We start from the raw sequence: 13,699 nt of genomic DNA, 5'->3' as shown, positions 1-13,699 counted from the left end.
TGCTTCCTTCTGTACGAGAGTGGATGAGAGTTTTTAGGCGCCGTGCACGAGTTCGGCGGCGGTATCGATGGCTGCTTCGACGTTGCCATCGCTCGGGTAGAGCAAGCTGCGACCCACGACGAGGCCGCGAACGCCGGGAAGCTCGAGGGCGTTGCGCCAGGATTCGAAGGTTTCGTCCTGGTCGCCCACCGGGTCACCGCCGAGGAGCAGGGTCGGCAGGGTGGTCGCCGCCATCACGCGCGCCATGTCGGAAACGACCGGCAGCTTCAGCCACGAGTAGGCGCTGGAGTTGCCGAGGCCTTCGGCGATGGCAATCGAGAGGATGACGGCATCCGCCGTGAGATCGTTCTTGACGCGACCGTCGACCCAGGAGCTCATGAACGGCTCCAGCATGATCGGGATGCCGGCCGCAGCCGCTTCGCTCACGGCGATAGCTGTGGCCTCGAGGGTGGCGAGCGAGCCGGCATCTTCGAGGTTGATGCGCACGAGATTCTTTGCGAAGTCGAGGCGGTCGCGCTTGATGTTGTCGATGTCGTAGGCAGTGTAGCGGTCATCCATCTCGAAGGACGAACCCCACAAGCCACCGCGGTTCATCGACCCGACCACGATCTTATCGTCGAGCAGACCGAGCAGGGCAAGGTCGTCGATGATGTCGGGGGTACCCAGCACGCCGTCAACGCCCGGGCGGGAGAGTGCGGTCGCGAGGCTTTCGAGCAGCGCATAACGGTTGGCCATGGCGGTGGCATCTTTACGCACGCCGAGGGCGCCCCGTGCACGATGATCGGCGGCCACGATGAACAGTCGGCCATCGCCCTGAATCAGGTCGCGCCGGGCGCGGCTCGCTAGAATCTCGCCGATGCGCTCAGGGTGCGCCGCGCGGGCATGCCGCAGCGCGTCGAAGTCAAGCCTGGTCATGCTGACAATCCCTTCAAGATTTCTTCAACCTCAGTGGTCGTGGGCATGGCGGTGGAACATTCCCGGCGGCCGGCGACAATGGCGCCGGCCACATTGGCGAATTGCAGAATACGGCGCAGCGGCCAGTCCTGCAGCAGTCCGTAGCAGAGGGCCCCACCGAAACTGTCGCCGGCGCCGAGGCCGTTGACGACGTCGACGAAGTACGGCGGCACCTCAACGGTTTCGGTACGAGTCTTCGCGAGCACGCCCTTTGGACCTTGTTTGACGATGGCCAGTTCGATGCCGCGTTCCAGGAGGGCATCAGCGGCCCGCAGCGGTTCCGTCTCGCCGACGGCGACCTCACACTCATCTTTGTTACCGACGGCGACCGTGACCTGGCTGAGCGCGTGGGCAACCTGAGCGCTCGCCTCTTCGGGCGATGCCCAGAACATGGGCCGGTAGTCGAGATCGAGAATCGTCAGCGGGCTTCGGCCGCGGGCCTGCCAGGCTGCGAAATGAGCGGATCGGCTCGGCTCTTCGCTGAGGCCGGTCACGGTCGACCAGTAAACGCGGGCGTTCCTGATGGCGTCGAGGTCGAGTTCGTCGGGGTTGATGACCAGGTCGGGAGCTTTCGGCGCCCGATAGAAGTAGAGGGGAAAGTCGTCGGGCGGAAATATCTCGCAGAACACGACGGGGGTGTTGAGGTTGGCGACCCCCGAGACGAATTCGTCGCTGACGCCCAGGCGCACGAGCTCCTGGTGCACGTAGTTGCCGAAGGGGTCGTTACCGGTGCGGGTTATGACCGCCGAGTTCAATCCGTGGCGTGCAGCGGCGACGGCAACGTTGGTCGCGCTGCCACCGAGATACTTGCCGAACGTTGACACGTCTTCGAGGCCGACACCATCCTGCAACGGATAAATATCGACGCCGACGCGGCCTATGGTCAGTACATCGTGGGGGGTTCGCGGTGAAGTCGTCATACGTCGATGTACAACTTTCTGTACTAGGAGTGGTCGGCTTAGCGCCGTCCCTCCACAGTAGCCGCCTCAGCGCTTAATGTCATGACATATTGACAAAAAGTTTTTCAAGCCGGTGTGAGCAGGTCATAACGCCTTCTGGCTTGACGGTGCGCCGAATCTGACCACATTGACATGCCCATCGCGCCGCATCTAGCCTGCAAATGGCTGTTCATCCCCATCGGGGTGCGGCCATCCCCCGATCGCGCCAGCGCGCGTGCACACTCGCCTCAAAGAAGAGAGACCCACCGTGACGGCTACCGCCCCACAAATTCGCACGGAGAAAGGGCTGGCGCGTGTGGCCCAGTCTCTCGCAGGCTGGACTCAGAAATGGTTTCCGGATGCGTATATCTTCGCCCTGGTCGGTGTACTCCTCGTCGCCGTCGCCGCCCTGGCTAATGGTTCAAGCCCGCAGACCATCGTCGATTCTTTCGGCAACGGCTTTTGGGACCTGACGGCGTTCACCCTGCAAATGGCTATGGTCGTCCTGACCGGGTACGTCGTGGCGACATCCCGACCCGTGGCTCGGCTGATCGATACGCTTGCGGCTGTGCCCCAGTCAGCCGCAACCGCGGTCAGCTTTGTCGCGTTCCTGTCTATGTCCGTTTCTTTTGTCAATTGGGGCCTGAGCCTGGTCTTCGGCGGCCTGTTGGCGCGAGCCATTGCCCGCCGAACCGATCTTCGTGTGGACTACCGCGCGCTGGGGGCCGCCGCGTTCATGGGCCTGGGAGCAGTCTGGGCGCTGGGCATGTCCTCATCCGCCGCACAACTCCAGGCCACGGCAACGTCCCTGCCGCCGGCCCTTCTGCAGGTCACCGGCGTACTCGACTTCGGCACGACGATTTTCACCTGGCAGTCGCTCACCATGTGCGCGATCATCATTGCCCTGACAGTACTGATCGCGCATTTCTCCGCTCCGCGTGGCGACGCCATTCGAACAGCACAGGATCTTGGCGTGGACCTCAATGACGAGCCGGAGCCGGCCGCGCCACGCTCACGACCCGGCGAATGGCTTGAGTACAGCCGCATCCTTCCCTTCCTGATGGCGCTCTTGACGTTGGGTTGGCTCGTGTCGCAGTTCGTGACGAGTCCCGTCTTGTCGGTGGTCAGCAGCCTGAATGGGTACCTTCTGGTTTTCCTGATGCTCGGGCTCGTGCTCCACGGAACACCGCGCAAGTTTCTGCAGGCCGTGTCCAAGGCCGTTCCTGCCACTGCCGGAATCTTGGTTCAGTTTCCGCTTTACGCGGCCATGGCAGCAATTCTGACCCGGGCAGTCGGAAATGGGGGCATGACCGTCTCGGAGCACCTGGCCGAATTCTTTACCAGCGTGGGCGGGGGCGGCGGCTTCACAGTGATCGTCGCGCTGTACACGGTCATCCTGGGAATCTTCGTTCCTTCGGGCGGTGGTAAATGGTTGGTGGAAGCACCGTATGTCATGCAATCGGCCACCGATGTTCAGATGAACTTGGGCTGGACGGTGCAGGTGTACAACGTGGCCGAGGCATTGCCCAACCTCATCAACCCGTTCTTCATGCTGCCCCTGCTCGCGGTCCTTGGCCTCAAAGCACGAGATTTGGTGGGATTCACCTTCCTGCAGTTCATGTTCCACCTGCCGGTGGTATTGCTTCTGGTCTGGCTGCTCGGACGAACCTTCGAGTTCGTGGCACCGGTCATCCCCTAGGGCGCCGGCGAAAAAGCGAGGAGAGTTCCTGATCGGCTCCTCGTTGCCTGACTACATTCGGGCACGAAAAAGCCCCCGGAACCAAGTGTTCCGGGGGCAACTGTTGCGGGGGCAGGATTTGAACCTACGACCTCTGGGTTATGAGCCCAGCGAGCTACCGAACTGCTCCACCCCGCGCTACAAGTACAAATTTAGCACACCCTCAAAGCACGGTTGACCACTTTGGGTTGGTATCGCAAGAAACTACTCAAATTTGACCTCATTTGGTATCGAATACCATCGGCTCAACGAGCGCAAGCCCCCACCCGAAACGGGTGAGGGCTTGCGGCCGGTCTTGCGGTGGGACTATTCGCCGAGCAGGGCGAGCATGCTCGCGATCGTCTCGGCGAGCTTGGCGTCAGCGGTGCCGTAGTCAGCGAAGTTGCCGGCGGCGAGTGCGGTTGCCTTGTCGGCGAGCGCCGTCTTGGCGACGGCGAGAAGCGACTTGAGTTGGGCATCCGTTGCCGCATCGCCGGTCGACTCGGTCGGCACGTCCGCGCCGCCGGTAGCACCATCGGTCGTGCCGCCCGTTGCGCCGTCCGTGGCAGCCGGGTCCGGCACGGCCGTGTCACCGGCTGTCGCACCCGAATCGCCACCAAACAGTACATCGAGGGCACCGTTGAGGGTGTCTTCGAACGCGATCTGATCGCCGAAGGCCACGAGCACCTTCTGTAGCAGGGGGTAACTGGTCTCACCGGTTGACTTCACATAGACCGGCTGCACATAGAGCAGGCCGCCACCAACCGGGAGGGTCAGCAGGTTTCCGTTCAGTACCGTCGAGGATCCCTGCCGCAGCAGGTTGAGCTCAGTCGAGACCGTCGGGTCGGCGTTGAAGACGTTTTGCACCTGGCCGGGGCCGGGCACGGTGCCGTCCTTGGGCAGGTTGAGCAGCCTCAGCTTGCCGTATCCGTCGGCACGCACACCGTCCGCGGATCCAGCATCGGCATCTACGGCGAGGTAGCCATAGAGCACGTTACGACTGGATTCGCCGGTGGCTTCCGGCTGGAAGGTCGTGTACAGCGAGAATGACGGCTTGTCCGATCCGGGCACCTGCATGGTGAGGTAGTACGGCGGCTGCAAGGTGGGGTTGGTCGGCGGAGAATCCGGGTCGTTCGGTGAGATCCAGGCGTCGTCCTTGGAGTAGAACGAGCCGGGGTCGGTGACGTGGTACTGGCCCAGGATGGCGCGCTGCACCTTGAATAGGTCGGCCGGGTAGCGCACGTGACTCATCAGGTCGCCGGTCATTTCGCTCATGGGCTTGAGCGTCGAGGGGAAGATCTTCTGCCAGGTCTGCAGCAGGGGCTCCTTGTCGTCCCAGGCGTAGAGGGTGACTTCGCCACTGTAGGCGTCGACGGTGGCTTTGACTGAGTTTCGCATGTAATTGATGCTGTCGAGGGCGTACGGCTGCGGTGGAGTCTGCGTGTCGGCGATAGCCTCACTCAGGCTCACCGGTGTCGAGTAGGGGTAGTTCGCCGAGGTTGTATAGCCGTCGATTATCCACTTGACTCGACCATCAACGACCGAGGGGTAGGCGTCGGAATCGAGCGTCAGGTACGGTGCAACCTTTTGCACGCGAGTGACCGGGTCACGATCGTAGAGAATCTCCGACTTGTCGTTGACCGATGAGGCCAGGAAGATCTGCTCAGACTGGAACTTGAGCGCGTAAATGAGCTTCTTGAACGCGTTGTCGAGTTTCGGTCCGCCGTCTCCGGAGAACGTCGAGTAGGTCTGTCCAGCACCCTCTGCCCCCGACGGATAGTCGAGTTCGATCGGGTTGGCACCCTCTTCGGCTCCGACGATGGAGTACTCGGGCGAGGTTTCGCCGAAGTAGATGCGCGGTTCGAAGTCGCCGAGGGCGCCACTGGTGGGAATGCCGGATTCGAGGAACACCGGCTGGCCGTCGACCGAGCGCTGGTTGCCGTAGGCAGCCACGACACCATAGCCGTGGGTGTAGACCGTCTTCGAGTTGACCCAGGTGTTGCCGGTATTCAGACCGTCGATATTGAGGTCTCGCACGGCGACGACAGTGTCCTGGGACACTCCGTCGATCATGTATCGGTCGACGTTCAGGTTGTCGGGGAACTGATAGTACTGGCGGAACTGCTCGAGCTGGCGGAATGAGTCGCTGACCAGGGCCGGGTCGAGGATACGAATGTTCGCCGTCGTCGCGGCGTCCGCGCGCAGGGCGCCAGGTTCGGCGGTGGTCTTCGCGTTGTACGGAATCTCCTCGATGTCGGCCACACCATAGGCATCCCGGGTGAGATCAATATTGCGCTCGATGTATTGAGCTTCGAGCGCCTTCGCGTTCGGCTCCACCTGGAAACGCTCAACGACCCAGGGGTAGAGCGAGCCGATCAGCAGGCTCGACACGATGAGCAGGGCCGTGCCGATGACCGGCAGGCGCCAGCGGCCGATGATGGCCGTGAGAATGAAAAGCAGGGCGACGACGGCGGCGATTCCGGCAAGGATGGCTCGGCCGGGGATAGTGGCGTTCACGTCGGTGTAGCCGGCGCCGGTGATGAGCGAACCCTGGCTGGTGAGAGTGGAGTACTGGTCGAACCAGATACTCACGGCCTGCAGCAGCAGGTACACGCCCGCCGTGACGGCGATCTGCACGCGCGCAGCCTTGGAGATGAGCACCTCACGGCCGGATACCCGGATGGACCCATACAGGTAGCTGGTCGCTACCGTGACGAGGGCGGAGATGAGCACGACAGCGGATGCGAAGGCAAGCACGGCCTGGTACAACGGCAGGTCCATCAGGTAGAAGGAGATGTCGAAGTTGAACTGCGGGTCAACGCGCCCGGTCTCGGTGCGGTTGAGCCATATGAGCACCGTCTGCCAGCGAGTGGCGGCTGCCACGCCGGCGAACAGGCCGAGAAGGGCGGGGATGCCATACATCGCGAGGCGACGCAGCGGCTCGATGACCTGCTGGTAGCGGTCAAGCTGCGAGTTGAGCTTCGCATACACCGGGCGCAGCCGGTAGGCCAGCTGGATGCTCACCCAGACCGGCACGGCCATGGCGACGAACCCGATCAGGAACAGCACGGTGCCGGCGATCCACTGGGTGGTCAGCACATTGAGGAACCCGAGTTGGTCGAACCACAAGACATCGGTATATAGTCCGGCGAAGATAAAGAACAGGATCACCAACCCCGCGATAATTGCTGCGGAAATTGCTAGCGGGGCTCGGCCGCGCCGGGGGGCGTTGTCGGCTGCTGATGAACTCACGAATTGGCCTCTTGCGCTCAGTCATTAGGTACAGGGTGATCATTAACCGCGTGATCAGGGTCGCGGTCTATCTTACTTAAGCACCCCTGAGAGAGTCACCATTACCGAGCTGTCGTAAGTTTTTCCTGCGACGCTAACTCGTTGGACAGGTCGGGACCCCGCTCGTGTCGCCGGTCTTGATCGCATCCAGGGCGGCCAGGGCCTCATCGAGGGTGGCAATGGAGAACACGGTCAGGCCGTCGGGGATATTGCCGGTCACCTCGTCGCAGTTGCCTGCCGGAGCCAGAAACCAGCTCGCGTCATTCTCGACGGCGCCGTACAGCTTCTGCTGGATGCCGCCGATCGGGCCGACCGCACCGGACTGGTCAATCGTGCCGGTACCGGCTACGTTCTCGCCGCCTTGCAGCTCTCCGGGGGTGAGTTTGTCGATGATTCCAAGCGCGAACATCATGCCGGCGCTCGGTCCGCCCACCTTGTCGAGTTGAATCTGCACCTCGAACGGAAAATCGTAAGCGACTGAGACGTTGACCCCGGCCACGACCGTGCCGTCGCTATCGATCGGGGTGACCTCGACGGTGCGCGCTACGCCGCCTCGCCTGATGTCGAGGCTGGCCGCCGTCTCGGCGCCGTTGGTCTGCAACGCGGCGCGCAGTTCCGCGACGTTGACGACCGGCGTTCCGTTCACCGCGGAGATCTGATCCTCGGGTTCGATCACGCCTGCCGCCGGGGAGCCATCGGGCAAGCTGACCACCGTGACTGTCGTTGGGTAGTCGTAGCCGAGATGAGTGAGGGCCGCGGCGATGGCATCCTGTTGGGAATTGATCATGTCGGCGCTGGAGCGCGCATCCCGTTGTTCGGTGCTGACATTGGCGGGAAACACCTGGTCGATGGGGAGGACGGCTTCACTCGGATCGAGCCATGCTCCGGCGACGCTAAGCCAGTTCGGGCGGTTCTCCCGGTTGCCGAGCAGGGATACCGTGAGCAGGTCGAGCGTGCCCTTGGTCGGGTAGACCGTCTCACCCGGGATGGTGATGAGGGCGGTCTCGACGTCGTCGGCATCGGTGGCGGAGCCGAGAGTGTTGTAGACCGGTCCGGGCTTTTCGATGACGTAAGGGGCCGGCATGACGCCGAGAATCACTCCGGCGACGAGGGCGATCAACAACGCCGTCCAACCGATCGAGGGGCGGCGACGCCGTGCACCCTGGGGTGCCGGTGGGTCATCGGTGAAGAGAGCCACCGTGCTCCTTCCGTATTGGTTCCTGCCAGGTTCCGGGTCGTGTTCGCGACGGGCGCACTGCAAGCCCTTCAGCCTAGGATATTTCCCAGCCCCGAGCGGGCTACTCGCACTAGCGTAGAAGAATGCAACTGAGAGGGGCCTGAAGTGGCCGACGACTCCCTACCCCCGAACGACCAGAACCCGAGCGAGCCCGGCGATAACACGCCCAGTGACGAGTTCCGTGACATGCTGCGCGACATTCTGAGCGGCAAGAGCGGTATCGACCCGGGCCAGCTCGCCAACGCGGCCGGTCTGCCCAGCGACCCGGCCAGTGTGGCGGCTCTTATGCAACAGCTCCAGGGCGCTATGAACTCCCAAGGCACCGGTGTGGACTGGCAGATTGCGCTCACCCAGGGCCAGCAGCGAGCGGCTAACGGCCAGCTCACGGCGACCGACGAGCAGCAGACCCAGCTGCGCCAGGCTTTTCACATCGCGGCCCTCTGGCTTGACGACGTCATCTCCGTGGCCGAACTGACCGTTGAACCCCGGATGATGACCCGTCGCGAGTGGGTTACTGCGACCATGCCGTTGTGGACCCAGCTGGCCGAACCCGTGGCAACGAGTATTTCCGACTCGCTCACCCGGGTCTTCGCCGAACAGGTGCCCGAAGAGATGCAGGGCATGGTGGCCAACGCGAGCCAGCTCGTACGCAGTATCGGCGGCACCCTCTTTGCAATGCAGCTCGGCCAGGTCGTCGGCCAGCTGGCCAGCGAGGTCGTCAGTGGCGGCGACGTCGGCATTCCGCTGCTCGGCGAGCAGCAGGCTGCCCTGCTCCCCCAGAACGTTTCCGATTTCGGCGCCGGCCTCGACGTTCCCACCGACCAGGTGCAGATCTATTTGGCTGTACGTGAGATTGCCCACGCCCGACTGTTTCGACACGCCCGCTGGCTGCGCCTGCACCTGACCAGCGCAGTCACGGCGTATGCGCGCGGTATCAGCATCGACTCCAGCCGTCTTGAAGAACTCGCCGGAAGCTTCGACCCCTCCAACCCGGAAGACCTGCGTCAGGCCATGGTGGACGGTTCGCTCATCCAACAGAAGTCCGAGTCGCAACTTCTGGCACTGTCGCGCCTCGAAACGATGCTCGCCCTGGTCGAAGGCTGGGTTGATGTCGTCACCGCCCGCGCCACGATTCGGCTGCCCAAAGCCGATGCCATCGCCGAGACCGTCAAGCGCCGCCGGGCTTCCGGCGGTCCGGCCGAATCCGCTTTCGCGACCCTCGTCGGTCTCGAACTGCGCCCGCGCCGACTGCGGGAGGCCGCAGCAATGTGGCAAGCCGTGACGGATGCCGTCGGCAACGAAGCGCGCGACGCCCTCTGGTCGCACCCCGACCTGCTGCCCACTGAGCAGGACATCGACGATCCCCAGCAGTTGATCGCCCGCCTGACGAGCGCAGCACGCGGCGAGCCCGAGGTGCTCGACGACGTCGATCAGGCCCTCGAAGACCTGCTGCGCGATGACGGTGCCGAGCGCCCACACGAGGCATAGACGCGCGCAACGTTGCCGGAACCTTTGCTGGGATACCGTCGTTCAAAGGACGGGATGTCCCAAACGAAGGAGTTTGGCAATGACAGTAACCGAGAGCAATACGAGAACATCCACCCGGGTGCCGACGACCATGCACGCGGCCGTCGTGCACGCCGCCTTCGGCCAAGCCATCGGCATGACCCGTCGGGGCGGCACCATCGTCTTCAATGGCCTGCCGCCCGGAGACTTTCCCGCCCCGATCTTCGACATCGTGCTGAAGGGCCTCACCATCCGCGGCTCCATCGTGGGTACCCGTCAGGACAGGGAAGAAGCCCTGCAGTTCTACGCTCGCGGCCAGATTCACCCCACGGTCTCCGAGCGTCGCCTCGACGAAGTCAATGAAGTGCTCGACGAGATGAAGCACGGCAAGATTGACGGTCGCGTGGTCATCCGCTACTGATATCCGGTGCGGGCGGCGTTACCGTCGAATCCCAATATTCCTGCGTGACCGCCCGCACCCCCTTGATAACCAGCCTGTGGAGAACTCATTTAGCCGGGGCCATGTGCGTCATCATGTCGGCATGGCCCTCCGACTGAATCCTCGATACCCCCTGGTGTGGCGCACACCGGATTGCGTACAACTCGGCATCGACCACGCCGTTGTGCGGATCGATGGGCTCACTGCCGCCCACGAGGCCGTGCTGTCAGCCCTCGCCGCCGGGGTACATCGATCAGGTGCGATGCTGCTGGGAACGCTGGCCGGAGCATCCGCTGCCGAGGTGACGCATCTGCTCGAACTGCTTGAGCCGGCGCTGCTGTACATATCAGACGATGCGGAACCTCCGGTCGCGCCGGTGCCCCGCACCGTGCTCGTTGATGGTACCGGAACGACCGCTTTTCGCGTGCGTACCCTGCTGGCCAACCTCGGAATCGAGGAGCCGCTACCCGGCACTGAACCAGAACTGGCAGTGTTGGTCGGACAGTACGTCTTCTCACCGGAGCGTCACGGGCGCTGGCTACGCCGCGACATTCCCCACCTGCCGGTGGTGTTCAGCGACAGCGCCGCCCGGGTCGGACCGCTGGTCGAACCGGGCCTTGGGCCCTGCCTGACCTGTCTCGAACTCGCGCACGTCGATGACGATCCCGCGTGGCCGGCCATGGCCTGCCAGCTGGCCCCGCGGCAGGCTCCGAGCGAAACACCCCGGCTGAGCTTTGAGGTGGCCGCCCGGGTAGCCGGGCTCGTACAGGATCGCCTCGAGACCGGACGGTCAGCGGTGTTCGCCCGGTCGTTGCGCATTGACGCCGTCTCCGGCACCGTTACGCGGAGCGTGCACCGGCTCCACGAGCGGTGCGGCTGTCAAGCTCTTGCAGAAAACGAGATCGTTCCCGAGGCGCACGAGCCTGCACTCCGGAGGACGACCAGCTCAGCGCGAGCCGCCTACGGGCCCGCGTGATGCCGACGTAGAGCAGTCGGCGCTCCTCGTCTATCTGCTCGAAGGTACTTGCATAGCTGATCGGGACCAGTCCTTCACTCAGGCCGACCACGAACACGACATCCCACTCGAGACCCTTGGCCGAATGCATGGTGGCGAGTGTCACCGCCGAGACGGTCGGTTCGTGCTGGCCGGCCTGGCGTTCCATCAGGTCGTCGGTGAACTGGCGAAAGGTGGTGCCGGCGGTGGCCTGGTCGACCAGGCCCATCAGGGCATTGAGCGATTCCCACCGAGCTTGCACTGCGCCGCGCGTCTCCGGGGCGGTCTGGCTCCAGCCGAGGGACCGCAGCACGTCGCTGACCGACTTGAACAGCGGTTCTCCGATGATCGAAACGGATGCCGCGCGCAGGCTCATCACGGCCTGCTTCACTTCCGGCAGGTCGAAGAACCGTTTGGCGCCGCGAATCTGGTAGCTCACCCCGACCTCGGTCAGCGCTGTTTCAAGTAGTGCCGCCTGCACGTTGACCCGGAACAATACGGCTATGTCTTCGGGTTTGGTACCGGTGCCGATGAGCTGCAGAATCTGCTCCGCGACACCGCGGGCCTCGGCCATATCCGAGGCGTAGCCGCGCACGTTCGGATCGGAGCCGGTGTCGGATTGTGCGGCGTGCAGGGTCAGTGCGCCGGAGCGGCCGCGCATGAGCTGGTTCGCGGTAGCAACGATGGGCGCGGTCGACCGGTAGTTCTGCTCGAGCCGCACCACCGTGGCATCCTCGTAGTGTTTGGGAAAGTCGAGCAGGTAGTCGCTGCGGGCACCGGCGAAGGAGTAGATGGTCTGGCTGGCGTCGCCGACGACGCAGAGATCGCGGCGGTCGCCGAGCCACAGGGCGAGCAGGTCGTGCTGCAGTGGCGAGACGTCCTGATATTCGTCGACGACGAAGAACCGGTACTGCTCACGAACCTGCAGCGCCACCGACGGTTCGGCCTCGATCATGCCGGCCATGGCGAGCAGCACGTCTTCAAAGTCGATCTGCTTGCGATCGTCTTTGAGCTTCTCATAGGTCTGTTGCAGGGCGACGACCTGGTCGATGTCGAGCCGTCCTGGCAGGCTGCGGCGGGCGATGCCGGCCGCATACTGCTCGATGCTCAGGCCGCTGGTCTTGCGCCACTCCACCTCGGCCGCAAGGTCACGCAGGGTGGCCGTATCGATTTTGAGGTGCAGTGCCTCGGCGGCGTGCCCGAGGATGCGACCCTTTCCGTCGAGGATGCGCGGTGCCTGCCCGCCGACCACGTGTGGCCAGAAGTAGTTCAGTTGAGATAACGCTGCAGCGTGGAACGTGCGCGCGGCCACTCCCCCGGCACCGAGCTGCCGCAGGCGCCCACGCAGTTCCGCTGCCGACCGGCTCGTGAACGTGAGCGCCATGACCCGGTTGGGAGCGTACGCGCCGGTCAACACGCCGAGCGCGATGCGGTGGGTGATGGCGCGGGTCTTGCCGGTGCCGGCGCCGGCGAGCATGCAGACCGGGCCGATCAGCGCTTCGGCGGCAATGCGCTGTTGTTCATCGAGGCCCTCCAGCAGCGAGTCGGCGGTCACCGTCACGGGCGAATCAGTTCCGTCGAGGCCGGCAACGGGGCGCCGAGCCAGCGTTCGATCATGGCGTGCGCTATTGACGAGGGACCGGGCAGCAGCATCCACTCGCCTGCATCGACCAGCTCTTGCCGGGTGAACCAGCGCAGCGCCAGAATCTCAGCACCGTCGGGCAGCAGATCACGGGCCCGCTGGCCGTCGGCGAGGCGAGCGGTGAACCCACACATGACCGAGGCCGGGAACGGCCACGGCTGAGAGCCGACGTAGGCCGGATCGGTCACACGCAGGCCGGACTCCTCGAACATTTCGCGAATCACGGCCGCTTCGAGGCTTTCGCCGGGTTCGACGAATCCGGCAAGTAGCGAGTAACGGTTGTTCTCCCACATCGCATTGGAGCCGAGCAGGATGCGGTCGTCGGCGTCGGTGATGAGCACGATCACGGCGGGGTCGGTACGTGGGAACACCTGGCTGTTGTCCACCGGGCAGCGACGCACCCAACCGGCCTCCTCGACCACTGTTGCGGCGCCGCAGCGCGGGCAGTGCGCGTGCGAGGCGTGCCAGTTGAGCACACCGAGGGCCTCGGTGAACAGACCGGCGTCACGGTCATTGAGCACGGTCGCGACCATTCGAAGGTTCACCCAACGGCTCTCGTCGGGCTCCAGCCGGGCCGCAGCGTCGTCGTCGAGTTGCGCGGCGACAATTCGGGTGCCGGTCGGCTCAGGCAGGTCGGTCGGCAGGGACCGGCCGAGGTAGACGCACAAGCCGGGATTCTCTCGACTCATCGCCACGCTCGTCGGAGGCAGCAGGACGAGGTGTGCGGCGCTGGTCGAGTCGTTTGGCGCGAGCAGTATCTTGCCGTGCCAAACCGGCAGAACGCGGGTGGCGGCATCCGCCCAGAGCTGGTCGAACAGCCCGGGAATTGCGCGGCTCAGGTGGTCGCGGTCAACCGCGTGGCGAGACAGCGGCAACCGAGTCGTGAAAGTGAACGACATGGTCATCTCCGAGCTCTGCGAGAACGTGGGTGTGGAGGCGTGGCGAACAGCCACGCAACCGGAAGTCGATCTAACCTAGTAA

9 protein-coding genes and 1 tRNA gene are annotated in these 13,699 nt (G+C 64.0%); 3 read left to right on the top strand and 7 right to left on the bottom strand.

From position 1 onward, the window contains the following. Nucleotides 1–33 precede the first annotated feature (33 nt). Nucleotides 34–915: a class I fructose-bisphosphate aldolase gene (locus CXY83_RS11880; protein WP_104197554.1), complete on the bottom strand. Its 882-nt coding sequence runs from the start codon at nucleotides 913–915 to the stop codon at nucleotides 34–36. Then, complete coding sequence (gene iolC / locus CXY83_RS11875) at nucleotides 912–1,874, bottom strand: 5-dehydro-2-deoxygluconokinase (RefSeq protein ID WP_104197553.1); 963 nt, start codon at nucleotides 1,872–1,874, stop codon at nucleotides 912–914. Before iolC ends, CXY83_RS11880 begins: the two co-directional genes overlap by 4 nt. Nucleotides 1,875–2,208: 334 nt before the next feature. On the opposite strand from iolC, the gene CXY83_RS11870 reads away from it, so the two are divergent. Continuing rightward, entirely contained in the window at nucleotides 2,209–3,591 is a 1,383-nt protein-coding gene (locus tag CXY83_RS11870) for a short-chain fatty acid transporter (RefSeq protein WP_233200857.1), read from the top strand. Between the two features lie 103 nt (nucleotides 3,592–3,694). Here the strand turns inward: CXY83_RS11870 and CXY83_RS11865 are convergent. The 3 genes from CXY83_RS11865 to CXY83_RS11855 all read right to left on the bottom strand — a co-directional run bounded on the left by CXY83_RS11865 (nucleotide 3,695) and on the right by CXY83_RS11855 (nucleotide 8,098). Further along, nucleotides 3,695–3,768 (bottom strand) — tRNA-Met (locus CXY83_RS11865). 168 nt (nucleotides 3,769–3,936) lie between these two features. Continuing rightward, nucleotides 3,937–6,861: a UPF0182 family protein gene (locus CXY83_RS11860; RefSeq protein WP_233200856.1), complete on the bottom strand. Its 2,925-nt coding sequence runs from the start codon at nucleotides 6,859–6,861 to the stop codon at nucleotides 3,937–3,939. A 133-nt stretch (nucleotides 6,862–6,994) separates the two neighbouring features. Then, complete coding sequence (locus tag CXY83_RS11855) at nucleotides 6,995–8,098, bottom strand: PDZ domain-containing protein (RefSeq protein ID WP_104197551.1); 1,104 nt, start codon at nucleotides 8,096–8,098, stop codon at nucleotides 6,995–6,997. Nucleotides 8,099–8,323: 225 nt separating this feature from the next. Here CXY83_RS11855 and CXY83_RS11850 point away from each other — a divergent pair, with 225 nt between their 5' ends. Together CXY83_RS11850 and CXY83_RS18180 are read left to right on the top strand one after the other, a co-directional pair. Next, on the top strand, nucleotides 8,324–9,625 hold the full coding sequence (locus CXY83_RS11850) for a zinc-dependent metalloprotease (RefSeq protein WP_104197757.1): 1,302 nt from the start codon (nucleotides 8,324–8,326) through the stop codon (nucleotides 9,623–9,625). After that, the gene (locus CXY83_RS18180) at nucleotides 9,594–10,064 is read left to right on the top strand and encodes a zinc-binding dehydrogenase (protein ID WP_233200855.1); all 471 of its coding nucleotides are present in this window, start codon (nucleotides 9,594–9,596) and stop codon (nucleotides 10,062–10,064) included. The genes CXY83_RS11850 and CXY83_RS18180 overlap by 32 nt, the downstream gene beginning before the upstream one ends. An 857-nt stretch (nucleotides 10,065–10,921) precedes the next feature. Here the strand turns inward: CXY83_RS18180 and CXY83_RS11840 are convergent. Then, nucleotides 10,922–12,631 (bottom strand): ATP-dependent helicase, encoded by a 1,710-nt coding sequence (locus CXY83_RS11840; RefSeq protein ID WP_199184963.1) that lies wholly within the window; start codon nucleotides 12,629–12,631, stop codon nucleotides 10,922–10,924. Nucleotides 12,632–12,633: 2 nt separating this feature from the next. Continuing rightward, on the bottom strand, nucleotides 12,634–13,617 hold the full coding sequence (gene nudC / locus CXY83_RS11835; protein ID WP_104197549.1) for an NAD(+) diphosphatase: 984 nt from the start codon (nucleotides 13,615–13,617) through the stop codon (nucleotides 12,634–12,636). Between the last annotated feature and the right edge of the window lie 82 nt (nucleotides 13,618–13,699).

This window comes from Cryobacterium sp. M15, from assembly GCF_002929675.1.
Lineage (GTDB): Bacteria > Actinomycetota > Actinomycetes > Actinomycetales > Microbacteriaceae > Cryobacterium > Cryobacterium lyxosi.
The sequence above is the reverse complement of the archived record's forward strand: the minus strand, read 5'-3'. Positions and strand labels throughout refer to the sequence as shown.

Coding starts and splice junctions, on each gene's coding strand:
- CXY83_RS11880 (WP_104197554.1), bottom strand. CDS start 915: ATGACCAGGCTTGACTTCGACGCGCTGCGGCATGCCCGCGCGGCGCAC.
- iolC (WP_104197553.1), bottom strand. CDS start 1,874: ATGACGACTTCACCGCGAACCCCCCACGATGTACTGACCATAGGCCGC.
- CXY83_RS11850 (WP_104197757.1), top strand. CDS start 8,324: ATGCTGCGCGACATTCTGAGCGGCAAGAGCGGTATCGACCCGGGCCAG.
- CXY83_RS18180 (WP_233200855.1), top strand. CDS start 9,594: ATGACGGTGCCGAGCGCCCACACGAGGCATAGACGCGCGCAACGTTGC.
- nudC (WP_104197549.1), bottom strand. CDS start 13,617: ATGTCGTTCACTTTCACGACTCGGTTGCCGCTGTCTCGCCACGCGGTT.